This is a genomic window from Rhizobium sp. CFBP 8762 (genome assembly GCF_014841565.1).
Taxonomy (GTDB): domain Bacteria; phylum Pseudomonadota; class Alphaproteobacteria; order Rhizobiales; family Rhizobiaceae; genus CFBP-8762.
On sequence record NZ_JACYUD010000001.1, the window covers coordinates 789,285 to 807,589 of the forward strand.

Annotated in this window: 17 protein-coding genes; 7 read left to right on the forward strand and 10 right to left on the reverse strand. The window is 58.4% G+C overall.

The window, feature by feature from the left end:
- Positions 1 to 11: 11 nt before the first annotated feature.
- The 5 genes from pyrC to IFT84_RS03715 form a co-directional block, all read right to left on the reverse strand.
- Positions 12 to 1,061 (reverse strand): dihydroorotase, encoded by a 1,050-nt coding sequence (gene pyrC / locus IFT84_RS03695; RefSeq protein WP_192117258.1) that lies wholly within the window; start codon positions 1,059 to 1,061, stop codon positions 12 to 14.
- A 233-nt stretch (positions 1,062 to 1,294) separates the two neighbouring features.
- Positions 1,295 to 1,687: a DoxX family protein gene (locus tag IFT84_RS03700; RefSeq protein WP_192117259.1), complete on the reverse strand. Its 393-nt coding sequence runs from the start codon at positions 1,685 to 1,687 to the stop codon at positions 1,295 to 1,297.
- Between the two features lie 146 nt (positions 1,688 to 1,833).
- Positions 1,834 to 2,901 carry a DUF475 domain-containing protein gene (locus tag IFT84_RS03705; RefSeq protein WP_192117260.1) on the reverse strand — a complete coding sequence of 356 codons (1,068 nt, stop codon included), beginning with the start codon at positions 2,899 to 2,901 and terminating at the stop codon, positions 1,834 to 1,836.
- A gap of 212 nt (positions 2,902 to 3,113) precedes the next feature.
- Positions 3,114 to 3,437, reverse strand: coding sequence for a hypothetical protein (locus IFT84_RS03710; RefSeq protein WP_446737561.1), 324 nt, complete (start codon positions 3,435 to 3,437; stop codon positions 3,114 to 3,116).
- A complete protein-coding gene (locus IFT84_RS03715) occupies positions 3,434 to 5,728 on the reverse strand; it encodes an FdhF/YdeP family oxidoreductase (RefSeq protein ID WP_192117261.1) in 2,295 nt (764 codons plus the stop codon). The genes IFT84_RS03710 and IFT84_RS03715 overlap by 4 nt, the downstream gene beginning before the upstream one ends.
- Before the next feature lie 182 nt (positions 5,729 to 5,910).
- Between IFT84_RS03715 and IFT84_RS03720 the strand changes: the two genes are divergently transcribed.
- Positions 5,911 to 6,825 carry a DMT family transporter gene (locus IFT84_RS03720; protein ID WP_197975421.1) on the forward strand — a complete coding sequence of 305 codons (915 nt, stop codon included), beginning with the start codon at positions 5,911 to 5,913 and terminating at the stop codon, positions 6,823 to 6,825.
- 3 nt (positions 6,826 to 6,828) lie between these two features.
- On the opposite strand, the gene IFT84_RS03725 is transcribed toward IFT84_RS03720, so the two are convergent.
- The 5 genes from IFT84_RS03725 to IFT84_RS03745 form a co-directional block, all read right to left on the reverse strand.
- Entirely contained in the window at positions 6,829 to 7,464 is a 636-nt protein-coding gene (locus IFT84_RS03725) for an HAD-IA family hydrolase (protein ID WP_192117262.1), read from the reverse strand.
- Positions 7,465 to 7,527: 63 nt separating this feature from the next.
- Positions 7,528 to 8,526, reverse strand: coding sequence for a zinc ABC transporter substrate-binding protein AztC (aztC, locus tag IFT84_RS03730; protein ID WP_192117263.1), 999 nt, complete (start codon positions 8,524 to 8,526; stop codon positions 7,528 to 7,530).
- 25 nt (positions 8,527 to 8,551) lie between these two features.
- Positions 8,552 to 9,418, reverse strand: coding sequence for a zinc ABC transporter permease AztB (aztB, locus tag IFT84_RS03735; protein WP_192117264.1), 867 nt, complete (start codon positions 9,416 to 9,418; stop codon positions 8,552 to 8,554).
- On the reverse strand, positions 9,418 to 10,188 hold the full coding sequence (gene aztA / locus IFT84_RS03740; RefSeq protein WP_192117265.1) for a zinc ABC transporter ATP-binding protein AztA: 771 nt from the start codon (positions 10,186 to 10,188) through the stop codon (positions 9,418 to 9,420). Before aztA ends, aztB begins: the two co-directional genes overlap by 1 nt.
- 76 nt (positions 10,189 to 10,264) lie before the next feature.
- Positions 10,265 to 11,335, reverse strand: coding sequence for a class II aldolase/adducin family protein (locus tag IFT84_RS03745; protein WP_192117266.1), 1,071 nt, complete (start codon positions 11,333 to 11,335; stop codon positions 10,265 to 10,267).
- A 176-nt stretch (positions 11,336 to 11,511) separates the two neighbouring features.
- On the opposite strand from IFT84_RS03745, the gene IFT84_RS03750 reads away from it, so the two are divergent.
- The 6 genes from IFT84_RS03750 (at position 11,512) to IFT84_RS03775 (ending at position 18,287) form a co-directional block, all read left to right on the forward strand.
- Positions 11,512 to 12,306 (forward strand): DeoR/GlpR family DNA-binding transcription regulator, encoded by a 795-nt coding sequence (locus IFT84_RS03750; protein ID WP_192117267.1) that lies wholly within the window; start codon positions 11,512 to 11,514, stop codon positions 12,304 to 12,306.
- Positions 12,303 to 13,733 (forward strand): FGGY-family carbohydrate kinase, encoded by a 1,431-nt coding sequence (locus IFT84_RS03755; RefSeq protein WP_244651061.1) that lies wholly within the window; start codon positions 12,303 to 12,305, stop codon positions 13,731 to 13,733. Before IFT84_RS03750 ends, IFT84_RS03755 begins: the two co-directional genes overlap by 4 nt.
- Positions 13,730 to 15,322, forward strand: a complete 1,593-nt coding sequence (locus IFT84_RS03760) for a sugar ABC transporter ATP-binding protein (RefSeq protein WP_192117268.1) — start codon at positions 13,730 to 13,732, stop codon at positions 15,320 to 15,322. Before IFT84_RS03755 ends, IFT84_RS03760 begins: the two co-directional genes overlap by 4 nt.
- Positions 15,319 to 16,302 carry an ABC transporter permease subunit gene (locus IFT84_RS03765; protein WP_192117269.1) on the forward strand — a complete coding sequence of 328 codons (984 nt, stop codon included), beginning with the start codon at positions 15,319 to 15,321 and terminating at the stop codon, positions 16,300 to 16,302. The genes IFT84_RS03760 and IFT84_RS03765 overlap by 4 nt, the downstream gene beginning before the upstream one ends.
- 74 nt (positions 16,303 to 16,376) lie before the next feature.
- Positions 16,377 to 17,315, forward strand: coding sequence for an ABC transporter substrate-binding protein (locus IFT84_RS03770; protein WP_192117270.1), 939 nt, complete (start codon positions 16,377 to 16,379; stop codon positions 17,313 to 17,315).
- 75 nt (positions 17,316 to 17,390) lie between these two features.
- Positions 17,391 to 18,287 (forward strand): sugar phosphate isomerase/epimerase family protein, encoded by an 897-nt coding sequence (locus IFT84_RS03775; protein WP_192117271.1) that lies wholly within the window; start codon positions 17,391 to 17,393, stop codon positions 18,285 to 18,287.
- The last annotated feature ends 18 nt before the right edge of the window (positions 18,288 to 18,305 follow it).

Consider the following 18,305-nt stretch of genomic DNA (forward strand, 5'->3'; position numbering starts at 1 on the left):
CTCTCCTGTGATTATGCGATGCTGCCCACGACATCCCAGTGCAGCGGGAACATCGGATCGAAGACAGTCACGGGGCCGGCTCCCGTCTCAATTTTGGCTGGAAAGACCAGTGGCTCGGCATGCTTGCGCAGCGTCACACGCGCCTCATTGGCTGGCAAGCCGTACCAGGCCGGGCCGTTCAACGAGGTGAACGCTTCCAGCCGGTCCAGCGCGTTCTCCTGCTCGAACACATGCGCGAGGCAACTTATTGTGTTGATGGAGGTGTAAATGCCCGCGCATCCACAGCCGCACTCCTTGGCGGCATCCACATGGGGCGCGGAGTCGGTGCCCAGAAAAAAGCGGCCATCGCCGGAGATTGCTGCCGCCCGCAGCGCCAGCCGGTGTTTTTCCCGCTTGGCAACCGGAAGGCAGTAATAGTGCGGGCGCACACCGCCCACCAGAATGGCGTTGCGATTGATGATCAGGTGATGGGTGGTGATCGACGCCGCGAGGTTTTTGGTCGATGCCTTGACATACTCCACCGCATCGCTTGTGGTCACATGTTCCATGGTGATGCGCAGCTCCGGCACGCGGGCGCGCAGTGGGTCGAGCACGGTTTCGATGAAGACCGCCTCCCGGTCGAAGATATCGACATCGGATGCCGTCACCTCGCCGTGCATACATAGCGTCATGCCGATCTCGGCCATACGTTCCAGCACCGGCATGGCATTTTCAAAGTTGCGCACGCCGCTCTGCGAATTGGTCGTCGCGCCTGCGGGATAGAGTTTGACCGCGCGGATCAGGCCGCTCTCAAATCCGCGCTGCACATCGTCCGGGTCCGTTGTTTCCGTCAGATACAGCGTCATCAGAGGCTCGAAGCTGTGCCCCTGCGGCAAGGCGGCGAGGATGCGCTCGCGGTAAGCTTTCGCGTCTGCCGTGGTAACGACGGGTGGCACGAGATTGGGCATGACGATGGCGCGGGCGAAGTGGCGGCTGGTATCACCAATCACGCCTTTCAGCATATCGCCATCACGCAAATGCAGGTGCCAGTCATCAGGTCTGCGGATGGTGATGTCCTGCATGATCGGCACTCCGGAAAACTTTGTAAACCGCGCTTCCCTAGAGCATTTCCAGTAAAAGTGGAAACACTTTTACGTCTGGACAATGCGTCAGAATAAAAGCTCTAGAGCAATTTCGGCGAACCCGTGTTCGCCGAAAGTGCTCTAGCATCAAGTCGAGGACAAAAACAATGCCGATAAAACAGAAAGCCCACCTGAAATCAGATGGGCTTTCTGTAACTCAAAGTCTTGGCAGCTTAAACGCGGCGGCGTGCGTCTACCGACAATGCGCCGGGGCCAAAAGCAGCCAGAACGAGGAAGCCACCGGCCATGGCAAAGTTTTTCATAAAGTTGTTCATCTGGCCCTGATCGGCAAAATTGAAATGCGCAATGAAGGCTGTTGCAATGCAGAAAGCAGCCAAAACATAGGCAACCGGACGCGTGAAAGCACCCACCAGAATGGCAATGCCTCCCAGAAGCTCAACCACAACCACCAGCGCCGCTACCAGCGTGGGAACCGGCAGACCGATGCTGCCGAAATAGGCGACCGTGCCAGCAAAACCTGTGAGTTTGCCGAAGCCGGCGATAATGAAAATGATGGAAAGAAGGACACGCCCGATCAGGACGATGGTGCTCTGCTGCGATGACATTGATTGCTCCGTTGCGTTGAAACTGAGCTTTTTACTATCAGAAAGCCTAGGTCACTCAATAGCGCACAATGGCGACAGATTGTTCGCGAATTGTAACTCATGCCTGATCCAAAAAAAGCGCCCCCGAAGGAGCGCTTTATCATTCACTATTCCGCCGGATGGTGATGGGCGTTTGCCCTATTGTAGCGGATCGATGACCAGAGGGAGATACCGATCAGCGTTGCGCCCCCAAGGCCGGTGATAACCTCCGGAATATGCGCCAGGGTCTGCACATACATGATGACCGAGAGGATCAGGATGGCCCAGAATGCACCGTGTTCCAGATAGCGGTATTCTGCAAGTGTGCCCTTCTCCACCAGCATGATGGTCATGGAGCGCACATACATGGCACCGATACCAAGGCCGATAGCGATGATGAACAGGTTCTGTGTCAATGCGAAAGCACCGATCACCCCATCGAAGGAGAAGCTGGCATCCAGCACTTCCAGATAGATGAACGCGCCAAGACCGCCCTGGGCCGCCGCACTCATGGTTTTCTGCGAGGCATCCAGAAGACCACCGACCACTTCCACAGCCAGGAACGTCAGCAAGCCGTAGATTGCCGAATACACGAACTGGGTGGCCGCATCCCCTTCAAGGAAGGAGGAGAACAGCAGGATCAACGCCAGAACGAAGGCAATTTCCACACCCTTGATCGTGGCGAACCGCGCCAGACGCTTTTCGATAAACGCGATCCAGTGCACATCCTTCTCAGCGTTGAAGAAGTAGGTCAGACCCACCATCATCAGGAATGTACCGCCAAAAGCAGCGATAGGAAGATGTGCATCGTTCATGATGCGGGCATATTCTTCCGGGTTGCTGGCAGCAAGCTTGACCGCTTCAATCGGGCCGATCTTGGCAGCAATCACAACGATCAGCAGCGGGAAGATGATACGCATGCCGAACACGGCAATCAGAATACCCCAGGTCAGAAAGCGCTTCTGCCAGAGCGGCGTCATGTCTTTCAGCTTGTTGGCATTGACGATGGCATTATCGAAGGACAGCGAGATTTCCAGAACCGCAAGCACCGCGCAGATGAAGAACACAGTCGCCATGCCGGAAATCGTGCCGGTGGACTGCCAGCCAAGCCACGCACCAAGGGCAAGGCCGATGACTGTGGAAACAATAGCCCAGGTCAGGTAGCTGAGTGTGGTTTTGCCGCCTGTCTTATTCATGGACGCAACCTCCCATCATCAGGAAGGAGCAGAAGGTTGATTTTGAAGATGTGGGCACGGTCGCCCACTCCGTTCCGGGATAAACAATTTTCATCGTATTCAATCCGCCGGCTGTTTTGCTGGCGGTACCGACATCGCGAGAGCGCCGTAAAACTCTCGCCAGAGGGGCCCGGCACCATAGTTTAGCCCCCAACAAAGAAGGCATTCCTTACCTATGCTTGGGCGTGCGTTCCGTCAAGCTCAGCGCGTGCAAACCGAACCATTTCCTCACCCGCCGGAGTCAGTGCGTAGCGGGTGCGCTGAGTCCGTTCGTCGCGCGCCGTGATCAGGAGTGGCCCGTCCTCTGCACTTAAGCCTGTCAGTTCCCGCAGAACAAGCGCGTGGGCAATGCCGAGCAACCGCGAAAAACTGCGGCTGTCGCTGGCGATATCCAGATGCGCCGCCGCCACAATACCCGCACCAAGGCCGGAAAGCCCTTTCCTCGTCATACGCTCTGCGAGCCGCATCAACTGTTGCGTATCCGGGACGATCGTCATGGCCCTGATGAACGAAACGCGACCAGCACGGATTTCGAGGTCGGGGTATCACTGCCCTCACCCGCACTGCCAAGTGGCACCAGTACGTTCAGTTCCGGATAGTAGCCGGCAACGCAGCCGCGTGGAATGTCATACGGCACGAGCCGGAAATCGCGCGCGACCCGGTCCACGCCATCGCCAAACAGGCCGATAACATCGACTCGGTCGCCGGATTTGCGGCCCATCTCGGTGAGATCGGCAGGGTTGATAAACACGACCTGCCGCTCTCCGTAAACGCCGCGATACCGGTCATCCATGCCGTAGATTGTCGTGTTGTACTGATCGTGCGAGCGAAAGGTTTGCAGGACGAAAGCACCCTCCATGCCGCGCGCCTGCTGGTGCTCGGTCGCATCAGGCAGACTGCAGGCGGAAAATGTAGCGCGTTTGGCGGGCGTGTTCCACTCACGGTGGGCAGCGGTGTTGCGCAGATGAAACCCCCGCGGCACACGCACGCGGGTGTTATAGTCTTCAAACCCCGGCAGCACCCGCGCCATGCAATCGCGGATCAGGTCGTAATCATCGGAGAAGGCAGCCCAGTTGACCTTGGCCGAGCCGACCGTGGCGGCTGCAATACCGGCGACGATGGCCACTTCCGAGCGCAACAGCGGCGAGGCCGGCTTGTTGATGCCGCCGGACCCGTGCACCATGCTCATGGAGTCCTCCACGGTGACAATCTGGGAGACTCCCTTGGAGTTCCTGTCGATTTCCGTGCGACCGAGGCAGGGCAGAATGAAACTCGTCTGCCCCGGTAAAAGATGAGAATGATTGAGCTTGGTGGCGACATTCACGGTCAGGCGTTGCCCGGACAATGCCTTGGCAATCAGCGCGCTATCGGGCGTTGCGCGGGCAAAATTGCCGCCAAGCGCAATGAAGGCCTGCGCCGATCCATCAAGCATGGCGCCAATGGCGGCCAGCACGTTGTGGCCGTTTTTGCGCGGTGGTGAAAAGCCGAATTCGCGCTCCAGCGCATCGAGCAGATCGACGGGCGGCTTTTCGTTGATGCCGACGGTGCGGTCCCCTTGCACGTTGGAGTGGCCACGCACCGGGCAAAGCCCCGCGCCGGGCCGCCCTATATTGCCGCGCAGCAGCATGAAATTGGTGATTTCGCGGATGGTATCAACCGAATGGCGATGCTGCGTAATGCCCATGGCCCATGTGCAGATTACGCTTTTCGACCGAAGGTAGATGGAAGCTGCATGTTCGATCTCACCGCGTGACAGGCCGGACTGGTCAGTGATCTCCTCCCAGCTTGTGGCCTCCACCGCAGCTCTGTATTCGGCGTGGCCGGTGGTGTGCGCCTCCAGAAAATGACGATCCAGAACCGAAGGCAAGCCTGCCGCCAGCGCGGCATCATCGGCGGCAAACACCGCTTTGCTCATGCCACGCACAGCGGCCATGTCACCGCCCAAGCGTGGCTGAAAATAATGGGTTGCTATCGCGGTCGACCCGCCGCGCAGCATTTCCAGCTTGTCCTGCGGGTCAGAGAAGCGCTCCAGCCCTTTTTCACGGATAGGGTTGAACACCACGATCTCCGCCCCGCGCTGGGCCGCGCGGCGCAGATCACCCAGCATGCGTGGGTGATTGGTGCCGGGGTTCTGACCGATGACGAAAATGGCATCGGCCTTTTCAAAATCCTCCAGAAGCACCGTGCCCTTGCCCACGCCAATGGACTGACGCAGCGCCACGCCGCTCGCCTCGTGGCACATGTTGGAGCAATCGGGAAAATTATTGGTTCCGTAGAGCCGCACAAACAACTGGTAGAGAAAGGCCGCCTCGTTGCTGGCGCGGCCCGACGTGTAGAATTCCGCACGGTCGGGGCTGTCGAGCGCGTTCAGAACGGCCGCGATTTCGGTAAAAGCCTCATCCCAGGAGGTTGCCAGATACCGGTCGCTGGCCGCATCATAGCGCAGCGGCGTGGTCAGTCGGCCCTGCTGTTCCAGCGCATAATCGCTCCAGCCGCGCAGTTCGCTCACCGTATGCGTCAGGAAGAAGTCGGGCGTGGTGCGCTTGTCAGTTGCCTCCCAGGACACGGCCTTCACACCATTTTCGCAAAACTCGAAGGAAGACCCGTGTTCGGGATCACCCCATGCGCAGCCGGGACAATCGAACCCGTCGGGCTGGTTGGCCTTCAGCAGGGCGCGGGCACCGGTCAGCGGCGCGCCGCTTTCCAGAAGCTTCTTGCCGCAGCTTTTCAGTGCGCCCCAGCCGCCGGCGGCTGTCGACTTTTTGCCGATGAATATATCACTTGTCATAACGCTCTCCCTGCCAACAGGATGCCCGGGAAAGGGCAATTTCGCAACCACTCATACGCCCGCCAAATGCTCGATTGCGACAAATAGACAGGGGCAATGCCACCTGCTATGAGCGCAAAGGTTCAAGTATGTCCCAAAAAGCGTTAGAATTAACGCATTTTCCGCCAAATCGAAAGCCCGCCATGTCCGCCTCCTCATCCGTGCCCAAAACCCAGTCAGAGACCGAGACAAGTTCCAACACGCGCCTTGGCGTCTGTCTCATGCTGCTGGGCATGATGATGTTTGCACTCAACGATACCTTGGGAAAATGGATGCTGGCGACCTATTCCGTGGGTCAGGTCATGCTGATCCGCAGTCTGGCGGCTCTGCTCGTTCTCATGCCATTTTTGATGCAATCCGGGGCCAAGACGCTGGTGCAGGTGGAAAAGCCGCGTTTGCAGGTGTTGCGGGTGCTGTTTTCAACGCTTGAGGTTTTCCTGTTCTACATCGCCGTATCCTACCTGCCGCTGGCCGATGTGATGACCTACTGGTTGGCAGCGCCGATCTATGTGGCTGCCATTTCGCCGTTTCTGTTGGGCGAAACGGTCGGTTGGCGACGCTGGACGGCGATTTTCATCGGCTTTGTTGGCGTTATCATCGCGCTGGAACCGTCCTCGGCCAGTTTTTCCATACCGGCTCTTATCTCCATCATCGGCAGCATGGCCTTTGGCTTCATGATGCTGCTTGGACGCATGTTGCGGGGAACACCGGACAAGACGCTGGTGTTCTGGCAGATCATGGGTGCGGGTGTGGTTTCGCTGGTGTTGTCCCCCATGGACTGGAAGCCGGTGAGCCTTGAAAATCTGCTCCTGCTGGGGTTGCTGGGCGTCGTTTCCATGAGCGCACATATGCTGATCAACCGCGCCCTGAAACTGGCCGATGCGTCCGCCGTTGCACCGCTGCAATATACGCTGCTGTTCTGGGCGGTTGTGTTTGGCTGGATTGCCTTTGGCGACGTGCCACGCGCCAGCATGCTGATCGGCGCGGTCTTCATCGTCGCCTCCGGCCTGTTCATCTTCTTCCGCGAACAGCAGTTGAAGCGTCAGGGAAAGCTCTAACCATCAGTCGATGACGAACGTGTAATCGGTGTAGTCGTCGATCCAGTCCTGATTGTCTTCTAGAACGGAATATTTATCATGGGCAATGGCGACAACGCGTGATTTTGCGTTGATGCCAGCCATGATCCCGGCCGGTGCATCCTCAAACACGATGCAGCGCTCCGGCGCGATGCCGAGCGCGCTTGCGCCCATCAGATACCCCTGAGGGTCTGGTTTGCCCTTCGCCACATCTTCGCTGGTGATCAGCACATCCGGAATGGGAAGACCGGCGGCGCTCAGGCGCGCCAGCGCCAAAGGTCGTTCCGCCGAGGTCACAACCGCCCAGCGATCCCTCGGAAGAGCGCGGATCATCTCGATACTGCCGGGAATGGCGACGATACCATCCAGCATATCGGTTTCCTGCTGCTGCACCATGCGGGTTTCTTCCAGCACATCAAATCCGGGCTGGCAGAACAGCGTGATTGTATCCAGCGCGCGGCGGCCTTGCGCGGCGCGGACCACTTCTACCGGGTCCAGCGACATGCGTTCGGCCCATTTGCCCCAGACATAATTAACGACGGCACTGGAATCGACAATCGTTCCGTCCATATCGAACAGGAACGCGCCTGCCTTGATTTCAGTGCCGTTTGCAAGCCGCATCATACCACCTTTATTGAAAAGACTCCGGGCTTGATAAAGCCCGAAGTCCTCCGGCACAAGGCATTATCCGTTTGCCAGAACCGCATCCTTGATGGTTTTGATGTTGTTTCGCATCATATCGATATAGGTGGCTGCCGGACCGTCGGCCTTTGAGAGCGAGTCCGAGTAGAGTGTGCCGCCGACTTTCAGGTTTGTTTCGCTGGCAATCTGCTCGATCAACCGTGTGTTGGTGATGTTTTCAACGAAGATGGCAGAGGCCTTGTCTTCACGCACCTGCCGGATCAGCGCCGCCACATCGGCAGCGGACGCCTCGGCTTCAGTGGACACGCCTTCGGGTGCCAGAAATTCGATGCCATAGGCGTGTTCGAAATAGCCGAATGCATCATGCGACGTGATAATCACGCGCTTTTCCTCCGGGATTGTCGCCACTGCTGTTTTGATGTCCGCATTCAGGGCATCAAGTTTGTCAATGTAGGCCTTGGCATTGGCTTTGTAGCTGTCGCATCCGCTGGCGTCGCTCTGGCAAAAGGCATCGGCAATGTTGGCAACATAGAGCTTGGCATTGTCCACCGATTGCCATGCATGCGGGTCAAGCGGGCCGTGGTCATGCGCGTGCCCATCGTCATGGCCGTCATCATGGCCTTCGTCATGCTTGGCTTCCTCTTTTTCACCCGCGTGCCCGTGCCCATGACCGTGCCCATGACCGGCTTCTTCCTCGCTAAATTTGAGCGGCCTTACGCCTTTGGTCAGCTCAATCAGCGGTGCTTTCGTGGCGCTGGCCTCGACCAGACGCGGCATGAAGCCTTCGAACGTCAAGCCGTTGATGAGGATGACATCGGCGGATTTCAGCGCGCTCGCATCGGCGGGCTTTGGCTCATAGACGTGGGCGTCACCGTCCGGCCCCACCAGATTGGTGATGGCCACCCGGTCCCCGCCCACCTGCCGGGCAAAATCTTCGATAATGGAAAAACTGGTGACGACTTTCAGGTTCTCAGCCTTCGCCAAAGCGGGAGCAAGTAGAATAGCACCCGCAATGGTTGCATTCTTGAATGCGTTGAGCATGGTCTCTCCAATCCAGTATTTTGATTCAGGCCGCACGGTGGCGGCGGGTCGAGATTTGCGTGGCAATGATGCCGCGACTTCCAAACACAAGCGACACGAGATACGCGACGCCGGCCGACAGGATGATCGCAGGCCCGGAGGGCAGCGATGCGTGATAGGAAAACAGCAGCCCGGATAGGCTTGACGCAATGCCAATGGCCACAGCCAGACAGCACATCGGCCAGACACGATGACACCAGAAGCGGGCGGCGGCGGCGGGCAGCATCATCAGCCCGACGGACAACAAAGTGCCGAGCGCCTGAAACCCACCAACGAGATTAAGCACCACCAGGCCCAGAAACACGAAATGCACGACCGAGCCAAGCCCGCTGACGGACCGTAGGAATAGCGGATCCAGGCATTCGGCCACCAGAGCGCGCCAGAACACAGCCATGGACACGAGCGTGATGACGAAGATCATCGCAATCAGGATCAAAGCATCATTGTTGAGCGCCAGAACCGTGCCAAACAGCACATGCATAAGATCCACGCTGGAACCGCGCCAGGACACCAGCAGCACACCAAAGGCCAGCGAAATTAGGTAGAACGCTGCCAGCGACGCATCCTCCTTCTGCACCGTAAAGCGTGAGACCGCGCCAGCGCCGAGCGCCACGATCATACCGATCACCAGCCCGCCAATCGTCATCGGCACGATTTCCAGCCCGTAGATCAGAAAGCCAACGGCGGCACCGGGCAGGATGGCGTGCGCCATCGCATCGCCCGTCAGGCTCATGCGGCGCAACATCAGAAACACCCCGACCGGACATGCGCCGATCGACAACATGATTGCGCCCAGCGCAGCCCGCTGCATGAAGCTGAACTCTACAAAGGGAGCAAGAAAAAACGCGTACATCAAGCCACCTTGCTGTGCGCATGGTCGTGGCCCGGTGCTGAATTTGCCGCGCACCACGGCGCGTCCTCATCCCAGCCCTCGTGAAAACGGCGGGCACGCAGAAGATTTTCAGGCTTCAGCGTGTCCATCGTATCGCCCCACGCAATGGCCTCGCGCGCCAGCAACAGCGCCGTGGGAAAATGCGCCCGCACCAGATCATAGTCATGCAGGACAGCCAGAACGGTGCGGTTTTCGCCCTGCCAATGTTTCACCAGCGCGACCAGATCGGTGACGGTTTTCATATCGACGGCGTTGAAGGGCTCGTCCAGAAGAATGAGATTGGCATCCTGCACCAGCACACGGGCAAACAGCGCCCGCTGCAACTGCCCGCCAGACAACGTATCGATGGCGCGCTTCTCAAACCCTTCCAGCCCCACCGCCGACAGGGCCTGAAGCAGAACATCGCGGTCCTGCGCCGTATGCCGCCCCAGCAAGCCCCGACGGGGCCAAAGGCCAAGGGACACGAGATCGATCACCCGAGCCGGAAACGAGCGGTCGAGTTCCGACATCTGCGGCAGATAGGCAATGCGCGTATCGGCAGAGACGGTCACACGCCCGCTGATGGGCTTCAACAGGCCGGAAATACCCTTCATCAAGGTGGATTTGCCGGACCCGTTGGCACCGACAACCGCTGTCAACGAACCGACAGGCACCGTGCCATTCAGGTGATGCACAGCAGCATGACCGTTATAGCCAAGGGTCAAATCCTGAAAGGTAAGGCAAGCAGTCATCGGCTCTCCGGTCATGGATTGTCGTCCATGACCTCTGATCTATGTGATGTTATTACATTCGTCAAGAGCAGAATGGTTATCCGGCTGTACCCTTGCGGTCCAGCGCCTGACGGTACTGTTCGGCTTCCCAATTGCTGAGTTCATACTCCTGCGCGCTGGTGAGATAGTCGATGTCTTCGCCTTCGGGTACGCGGGTCACGACTTCGGCCAAGCAGCGTGCCATGGCCTCGCCCCCTGCCGTCAATTCGCTCGACAAGAGCACGCCCTTGCCCGCAACGACGATCATTTTGGGCGCCGGGCGACCGCTGATCGATGCTTCGGCGAGATAGCCCGCGACGGTATCATCGTTTTTCAACTGGCCGATGGTCGTGCCGAGAAAAATAACATGGTCAGGGTAGAGCGAACCGGACAGGGCAATGCCGAGCGAGGCGCGATCCAAAGCGGTCGCGTGGGTTTCCCGATCCTTCGCCGGGGCAAATGCAGTGCCGGATGACACCGTCTCCAGCCATGCGGCATCAACCGGCATCGGCTCACGCTGCGGCAGGGACAGAGCGGCGGTTACGGTTTCGATGCGCTCGGCAACCTGGCTCACGGTATCGCCCATAATGACGATGCCGTGGTTGCGCAGCACCAACACATCCGGCCTTTTGTCCACAACCTCGGCAATGGCGTTGGCCAATGGCGTACCGGGGCGGCGATAGGGTATCATCGCCCAGGTCAAACCCGGCGCATCCTTTGCCATGCGCTCGGCAATGATGGCTTCGCCTTGCTCGAGCACGGACAGAGCAATGGTATTGACGCAATGAAAATGGGCGACAACGGCCTGAGGAATGACCGCGTGGACACTGGTTTCAATGGAGGGCCGCAGACCACTAGCATTCAAATCGTTGAGCACGAAATCCGTGGCCTTTTCCGCCCGTGGATCGCCCGCATGCAGGGCTGCGACCAGCGGGGTGATTTCCACCGGAACCATGATGTCCTTGTCCAGCGCGTGGGCAAGCCATGTGCCGGATGCCTTGACCCAAAGAGTACCGTCGATCTTGATTGACGTATTGCCGCCTGCCCCCTGCGTGCGGCGCATGTCTTTGCCAAGCGCTGCGGACAGCGTCAGAAGCTCTGTAAATTGTGCATTTTGTACCGGCGGCATTGGTGCGTGTCCTCCACAAATCCGTGCTGCGATGCAGCACCTCCCACGCAACAAACTAGGCTTTTGAAACATTTCCGTCAACAATGACAATCTTTCATCATATTCCTTGCCAGTTGCGATAAGATATGATTAGCTTCAATCATCAAAGCATGAGGAGCTTTGGGAGGAGCATCTTTATGAGCGATATGCATCGCCATAAAATTATCGTCGATCTGTTGCGAGAGCGCCCATTTGCGTCTGTGCGCGAATTGCAGGATATGCTGGGCGTATCGGCGGCAACGGTGCGGCGCGATATCGACCGCCTGCATGAGGCTGGTGAGGCCCGCAAGGTCTATGGCGGCGTGTCGGTCAGCGAGGCAAGCATTGCCCATGAGTCGTCCGCGCGTCCGTTCAATGAGAATCGTGGCATTGCCGTCGATGCAAAGCGCGCCATTGCTGCCAAGGCGGAAACACTGGTGCATGATGGCGACGCCATCATTGTCCATGCAGGCAGCACCTGCTTTCAGCTCGGTGTCCGGCTGGCGAGTCGAAGCCTTTCGATTTTCACCAATTCCATTCCACTGACGGCCCATCTCGGCGATTACGGCACATGTCAGGTTACGGTATCGGGTGGTGAGTTCCACCGCGAGCCCGGCATTATTCACGATTTGAGTGGGACAGCACCCGCCTTTATGGCCTCGAAGTTTTTTGTCGGCGCGCAGGGCATTGGCCCCGGTGGTATCATGGAATCTCACCCGTTGCTGAGCAAGACCGTGAGAGAGCTGGCCGAATGCACAAACGAAATTATTGTTCTGGCCGATAGTCGAAAATTTTCCATCCGCCCGCGCAATGTCGTGCTACCTTTGGGCAGGATTGACGCCTTGGTGACCGATGAGGGAATATCGGAGGGCGCAGCACGCATGCTGGAGGATGCGGGCATAGCACTGCACATTGCACAAACGTCGGCACCGGTCTCGGGAGGACTGAATTGACGCAACCATCCAACGCACTGGCTGTCTTTGATTTTGGCAAGACGAACACGAAGCTGTTCGTCTTCGCCGCCGATGGCCGCATCGTCGATGAGAGCAGGACGAAGCCTGTCTGGAGGATGGATGGCGATTTGCGTGTGCTGGATGAGGCCACGCTGTTCCAGTGGATGGAAGGCGCACTGCGCCAGGCCGTGCAAACGCATGACGTGGGCCATGTCATGTTTTCCGGTCACGGCTGCACCTTCGCGCTCGTGAATGCCGATGGCCTGACCCATCCGATTCTCGATTACGAGCAAGAAGTACCCCGCGAGATCGCAGCGCGGATCGATCCCAAGCTGCCATCCTTTGCCGAGACCTTTACCCCGTTGCTGCCGCTCGGCTTCAACGTAGCGCGCCATATGCTGTGGGTTCAGGAGCGCCAGCCCCAAGCCTTTGCGCGCGCCGATGCAATTCTGTCCTACTCCCAGTACTGGACATGGCGGTTTTCACGCCAAGCGCTATCGGAGGTGTCCTATCTCGGCTGCCACTCCTATCTCTGGGCGCCTCTGCACGACGATTTCAGTTCACTTGTGGACGCCGAGGGCTGGCGCAGCAAGATGCCGGAACTGGCCCGCGCCGGTGCCATCGCCGGATCTTACGAGGTTGTGTTGAACGACAGCTCGCAAAAAGCCGTGGCGATCCACAATGGTGTGCACGACAGCAACGCCTCGCTCTATCTCTATCGCTCCGCCGGTCTGGACAATTTCACGCTGATTTCCACAGGCACGTGGGTGGTGATCTTCAACTCCGCCTGCCCGCTCGACCGTCTGGATGAAACACGCGACATGCTGGCCAATGTCACCGTCGATCACCAGCCTGCCGCGACCATCCGCTTCATGGGCGGACGCGAGTTCGATGTGGCAAGCGGCGGCTGGAATGCGCCGATTTCGGCTGATTCCATTGCCTCTGTCATCGCCAAAAGCATCTTTGCCCTGCCTTCTTTCGCCGCGGGCGGCCCGGTGCCGGACCTGAAAGGGCGGTTCGTCGGGACTATGCCCGAAGGCGAAGAGCGCGCAGCCGCAGCCCTGCTCTACGTGATGCTGATGACGGACCTGTCACTGGACCTGATTGCCTCAGACAATGATGTGATTATCGACGGTGGGCTGGCCAAAGCCGGGCTTTATCCGGGAATGCTGGCACAGCTTCGCCCCGGTCAGAGGTTCCTCACCAGCGATAATGTGGAGGGCAGTGCATCGGGCGCAGCCGCACTTGCATTTGAAGCATATGGCCTTCGTCCTTTCAAAAATACCTGTGCACCAGTTGCCCCAAGCACCATATCCGGGCTCGACGCGTATCGACGCCAGTGGCGCGCCCAAGTAGAGGCTGCGCGGCACGTTGAGCGACAAAAGGAAACAGAAACACCAATGGCTATCGCACGGAGCGCATCATGAGCTTGAACGCGGCGACCGCATTGTCTCCAGACACGGCACCCGTGCTGGAAATGCGCAATATCAGCAAGACTTTCGGGTCTACCAAGGCGCTGTCCGGCGTGTCCTTTCAGGTCCGTCCCGGCGAAGTTCACGCTCTGATGGGCGAGAACGGGGCCGGCAAATCCACGCTGATGAAGGTGCTGTCAGGTGCTTACACCGCCGATCCCGGCGGCGAAATCCTCATCGACGGCAAGCCCATGCCCACAGGCGACCCGATCAAATCCAAGGCCAGCGGCATTGCTGTCATCTATCAGGAACTGGCGCTTGCGCCCAACCTGACGGTCGCGCAAAACATGTTTCTGGGTGCTGAACCGTCGCGCTTCGGCATCGTGGATCGTCGCGCCAACGAGCGCAAGGCACAGCCGATTCTCGACCGTCTGGGAGTGCCGTTCTCGGCGACAACAACCGTCGCCACGCTGTCACTCGGCGAGCGGCAGATGGTGGAAATTGCCCGCGCAATGACCACCAATGCCCGCATCATCGTCATGGACGAGCCTACGACATCGCTGACCACACGCGAGACGGACAAGCTGTTCGATGTGATTGCGACGTTGAAGGCCCAAGGCATCGCCATCGTCTATATCAGCCACCGCATGGAAGAAATCTATCAGCTTTCCGACCGTGTCAGCGTGTTGCGCGACAGTGCCTTCGTCGGCACTTTGACCCGTGACGAGTTGTCGGCGGAGCGGCTGGTCTCCATGATGGTGGGTCGCGATATCTCATCGTTCTACAAGAAGGAGCATCGCGCACCAACTGGCGACCGCAAGGTTGTGTTGTCGGCAGAAAACATCAGCGACGGAAAGCGTGTCCATGGCTGCTCGCTAACGGTTCACGAGGGTGAAGTGCTGGCCCTTGCGGGTCTTGTGGGTTCCGGTCGCACAGAATTTGCCCGACTGATTTTCGGCGCGGACAAGAAGCTGACCGGCACGGTTTCCCTGCTCGGCAAGCCGCTCAACATCAGCGGCCCGCGGGATGCCATCGATGCAGGCATTGCCTACCTCACCGAGGACCGCAAAGGTCTCGGCCTGTTTCTGGACATGTCGATCAGCGAAAACATCAATGTCAGCGTCATTGGCCGCGATGCAACGGGAGGATCGCTCCTGAACTTCCCGGCTGCCAAACGCCGTGCCGCCAAGGCCATCAGCGATCTGGGCATTCGCACCAAGAGTGCATCGATCAACGTCGGTGCGCTGTCAGGCGGAAACCAGCAAAAAGCTTTGCTTGCCCGCCTTCTCGAAACCAAACCGCGCGTTATCATTCTGGATGAGCCGACGCGCGGCGTGGATGTGGGGGCGAAATCGGAAATCTACAAGTTGATTGACCAGTTGGCCCAGAGCGGCATTGCCATTCTGGTGATCTCCAGCGATCTGCCGGAGGTAATCGGCATTGCTGACCGTGTGCTTGTCATGCGCGAAGGCCGCATTGCAGGCGAAGTGGTCGGCAGTGCGGATAGCCCCGTGACGCAGGAAGCCATCATGGCCTTCTCCACCGGCCCGGTGGCCGATGCAAATACCCAGAAAAACACATCAAACAACGGGATACACTCATGAGCGCGACGCCAGCAGTCAAAACAGACAGGGAAAAGCTACAGCTTAGAGCCACTCTGACGGCGCTCGGCATGTTGCCTGTTCTCATCATTCTTGCCATTGGCTTTGAAGTGTTGAGCGGCCGTTTCATGACCGTCAACAACCTGTCCATCGTCATGCAGCAGGCGTCCATCAACATCGTTCTGGCTGCTGGCATGACCTTCGTCATCCTGACCGGCGGTATCGATTTGTCGGTCGGCTCCATTCTTGCCACAGCCGCCATGGTGGCCGTTATCGTTTCGCTGGTGCCCGATCAGGGTATGCTGGGCATACCGGCAGGCATCGCCGTTGGCCTCGCCTGCGGCATCGCCAATGGCAGTTTGATCGCGTTTCTCAAGCTACCGCCGTTTATTGTAACCCTTGGGTCACTCACGGCGGTGCGCGGCATCGCGCGTCTCGCCGGTGGCGATACCACTGTGTTCAACCCCAGCCTGCCCTTCGAATTCATCGGCAATGGCACTGTTCTGGGCGTTCCGTGGCTGGCGATCATCGCGCTCATCACCGTCATCGTTTCGTGGTTCATTCTGCGCCGCACCGTGCTTGGCACATGGATTTACGCCGTGGGCGGAAACCCGGAAGCGGCACGCCTGACCGGCATCAAGGTGCCAATGGTGCTGTTGTTCGTCTATGGCATGTCAGGAATGCTTGCCGGTGTCGGTGGTGTCATGTCGGCGGCCCGCCTCTATGCGGCCAACGGCCTGCAACTCGGCCAGGCCTATGAGCTTGACGCCATCGCTGCCGTTATTCTCGGCGGAACCAGTTTTGTCGGCGGCGTCGGCTCCATCTGGGGTACGCTGATTGGCGCTCTCATCATCGCTGTGCTGTCCAACGGCCTGATTCTGGTCGGCGTGTCGGACATCTGGCAGTACATCATCAAGGGTTTGGTTATCATCGCTGCGGTTGGTCTCGACCGTTACCGTCTCAAAGGCGCAAGCCGCACGTGATAATCGTATCGGAACCGGTTTACCGGATAACAGGGTGCCGTCACGAGGACAGCACTCGCTTCAGGAGGAAAGTCATGTCGAAATTCACCAAGTTTTTGATGGGAACAGCGTTGGCTGCCGTTATGGTCGTGCCAGCGGCTGCCAAGGATCTGGAACGCATCGGCGTATCCGTCGCACTTCTGGGCAACCCCTTCTTCGTTGCCACCGTCAAGGGCATCGAAGACCGCGCCAAAGCTATCAACCCCAATGTTCAGGTCACAGCTGTTTCGGCTGACTATGACCTTAACAAGCAGGTATCGCAGATCGACAGCTTTATTGCTGCAGGCGTTGATATCATCATGCTGAACGCCGTGGACGCAAGCGCCATTGCACCGGCTGTGAAAAAGGCTCAGGCCGCTGGCATCATCGTTGCATCCTTCGACGTATCGGCACCAGGCTCGGACGTCACTGTGATGACCAACAATGTGAAGGCCGGTGAAGAAGCCTGCCAGTACATCGTTGACCAGCTCAAGGGCAAAGGCAACGTTCTGATCCTGAACGGACCTCAGGTTTCCTCGATCATCGACCGCGTGAAGGGTTGCCAGGACGTGCTGGCGAAGAGCCCGGACATCAAGGTCCTGTCGTCTGACCAGAACGCACAGGGCTCGCGTGAAGGTGGCCTGTCAGTCATGCAGGGTCTGCTGACCCGCTTCGACAAGGTTGATGCCGTGTTCGCGATCAACGATCCGACCGCCATCGGTGCTGAACTGGCGTCCAAGCAGCTTGGCCGCAGCGAGTTCTTCATCACCTCGGTTGATGGCGCTCCTGATATCGAACAGGCACTGTCCACCGGCAAGTCCATGATCAAGGCATCCGCCTCGCAGGACCCCTACACCATGTCCGGCCAGGCGCTGGAACTGGGCGTAAAGGCACTGAATGGCGAAAAGCCCGCTGAGCCGACCGTCCTTCTCGATCCGCAGCTCATCACCAATGAGAATGTCAAGGATTACAAGGGCTGGACCGCAGCACGCTAATTGCTGCCACCAGTATCGCCCCGGCCCTCAAAAGCCGGGGTTTTTTGTTTGATCTTTCAAGAAAGCGGGAGGCCCATGTCTAAACTTGGTATTCATTCCTTCGTATGGAGCGCGGGCTCGTCCAGAGACGAGCTGGAGCGCGCCCTTCAAAAAACCCATGATCTGGGCTATAACCTCATTGAGTTTTCCTATCTCGACCCCAAACAGGTGGATGTCGACTGGCTTGCCAAGCGCATTGCCAGCCTGAACCTGTCCGTGTCGGTCAGCATGGGGTTGCCGCAGGAGGGTGATATTTCCTCCGAAGACGCGTCGATCGTCAAGAACGGCGAAGCAATTCTCGACAACGCCGTAAAACTGGTGCGCGATCTCGGCGGCACAAAGCTTGCGGGCATTTTGAATTCTTCCCACGGCAAGCAGGAAAAGGGGCCAACCCGAAAGGCCTGGGACACGAGCGTCTCTACCCTGACGAAAGTCGCCGAGCGTGCCAAGGGTTCCGATGTCACGCTGAACCTCGAGATCGTCAACCGGTTCGAGAGCAACATGCTCAACACCGCAGCGCAGGGGCTGGCCTTTATTGCCGACACCGGTGCGTCCAACGTGCTGCTGCATCTCGATACGTTCCATATGAACATCGAGGAGGCCGATGTCGGCCTTGCCATCCGCCATGCCGCCGACAAGATCGGCTACATTCATATTGGCGAAAGCCATCGCGGTTTTCTCGGCACCGGCAACATCAACTTCGCCGCCATCTTCGATGCCCTTGTTGCCATCGGCTATGATGACTATGTGACATTTGAATCGTTCTCCACCGCAATTGTGGATGAGGACCTGTCCTTAAAGACCGCCATATGGCGCAATTTGTGGACCGACAATGTCGAGCTTGCCGACCATGCCCGCCGCTTTATCAGCCTTGGGCTGGAAACAGCAAAACGCAAGGCAGAGCTCGTTGCAGCGCCCCATACGCCGGGGTGAGACAGACGCGGAGTGAAA

What these genes read in the sequence shown, in the direction of transcription:
- pyrC (WP_192117258.1), bottom strand. Translation starts at nt 1,061, where the DNA reads ATGCAGGACATCACCATCCGCAGACCTGATGACTGGCACCTGCATTTG.
- IFT84_RS03700 (WP_192117259.1), bottom strand. Translation starts at nt 1,687, where the DNA reads ATGTCATCGCAGCAGAGCACCATCGTCCTGATCGGGCGTGTCCTTCTT.
- IFT84_RS03705 (WP_192117260.1), bottom strand. Translation starts at nt 2,901, where the DNA reads ATGAATAAGACAGGCGGCAAAACCACACTCAGCTACCTGACCTGGGCT.
- IFT84_RS03710 (WP_446737561.1), bottom strand. Translation starts at nt 3,437, where the DNA reads ATGACGATCGTCCCGGATACGCAACAGTTGATGCGGCTCGCAGAGCGT.
- IFT84_RS03715 (WP_192117261.1), bottom strand. Translation starts at nt 5,728, where the DNA reads ATGACAAGTGATATATTCATCGGCAAAAAGTCGACAGCCGCCGGCGGC.
- IFT84_RS03720 (WP_197975421.1), top strand. Translation starts at nt 5,911, where the DNA reads ATGTCCGCCTCCTCATCCGTGCCCAAAACCCAGTCAGAGACCGAGACA.
- IFT84_RS03725 (WP_192117262.1), bottom strand. Translation starts at nt 7,464, where the DNA reads ATGCGGCTTGCAAACGGCACTGAAATCAAGGCAGGCGCGTTCCTGTTC.
- aztC (WP_192117263.1), bottom strand. Translation starts at nt 8,526, where the DNA reads ATGCTCAACGCATTCAAGAATGCAACCATTGCGGGTGCTATTCTACTT.
- aztB (WP_192117264.1), bottom strand. Translation starts at nt 9,418, where the DNA reads ATGTACGCGTTTTTTCTTGCTCCCTTTGTAGAGTTCAGCTTCATGCAG.
- aztA (WP_192117265.1), bottom strand. Translation starts at nt 10,188, where the DNA reads ATGACTGCTTGCCTTACCTTTCAGGATTTGACCCTTGGCTATAACGGT.
- IFT84_RS03745 (WP_192117266.1), bottom strand. Translation starts at nt 11,335, where the DNA reads ATGCCGCCGGTACAAAATGCACAATTTACAGAGCTTCTGACGCTGTCC.
- IFT84_RS03750 (WP_192117267.1), top strand. Translation starts at nt 11,512, where the DNA reads ATGAGCGATATGCATCGCCATAAAATTATCGTCGATCTGTTGCGAGAG.
- IFT84_RS03760 (WP_192117268.1), top strand. Translation starts at nt 13,730, where the DNA reads ATGAGCTTGAACGCGGCGACCGCATTGTCTCCAGACACGGCACCCGTG.
- IFT84_RS03765 (WP_192117269.1), top strand. Translation starts at nt 15,319, where the DNA reads ATGAGCGCGACGCCAGCAGTCAAAACAGACAGGGAAAAGCTACAGCTT.
- IFT84_RS03770 (WP_192117270.1), top strand. Translation starts at nt 16,377, where the DNA reads ATGTCGAAATTCACCAAGTTTTTGATGGGAACAGCGTTGGCTGCCGTT.
- IFT84_RS03775 (WP_192117271.1), top strand. Translation starts at nt 17,391, where the DNA reads ATGTCTAAACTTGGTATTCATTCCTTCGTATGGAGCGCGGGCTCGTCC.